Consider the following 782-nt stretch of genomic DNA (forward strand, 5'->3'; position numbering starts at 1 on the left):
TCGTTCACCCTGCAGGGCACGGCCCAGGAGAACGAGGACGCCGGCGACCGGGGGCAGGGCGACTACTACGTCAGCGGGCCGATCATCGACGATCACCTTGCGGTGTCGGTCTTCGGCTCGACGTTCCGCCGCAACGAGGACGACATCGATAACGGCTACCGGGAGTACGACCGCGACGACACCACCGCGCGGGTGAAGTGGTCGCCGAACGAGGCGAACGACGTCTCCGTGGAGGCCGGCTACGCCACCCAGGACACGGAGGGTCACGCCGACCTCACCGGCAGCGACTCCGAGCTGGAGACGGTGCGCCGCCACCAGAGCGTCTCCCACGACCTCGCCTGGGGCGGCGGCGTGCGCACCAGCAGCTACGTCCAGCACGCGGAGATGGAGAACCTGACCCAGGAATCGCTCTACGAGCGCACCACCGGCAACACCCGGACCGTGCTCCCCCTCGCCAGCCACCTGCTCACCGTGGGTGCGCAGTACCGCGTGCAGGAGACGGAGAACCCGGTCCGCGCCCAGGAGCACTCGAACCTGGAGCGCTGGGACATGGCGCTGTTCGCCGAGGACGAGTGGATGCTCGGCGAGAGCTTCTCGCTGACCACCGGCGCACGCTGGGTGCGTGACGAGAACTACGGCAACGAGCTCGTACCCCGCCTCTACGGCGTCTACATGGCCAGTCCCCGGCTGACCGTGAAGGGTGGCGTGAGCGCCGCCTACCGCACGCCGGACCTCAAGGAGGGCGACTCCAACTGGGTCGAGGGCGGCGGTGGTCCGCGCCG

At 69.4% G+C, this 782-nt stretch carries 1 protein-coding gene; it reads left to right on the top strand.

Annotated elements, in window-relative coordinates; all coding sequences use genetic code 11:
• On the top strand, positions 1-782 hold a 782-nt coding region (locus tag G7A99_RS22375; protein ID WP_163144210.1), incomplete at both ends, for a TonB-dependent receptor domain-containing protein.

It is taken from the genome of Arhodomonas sp. KWT, assembly GCF_010993615.1.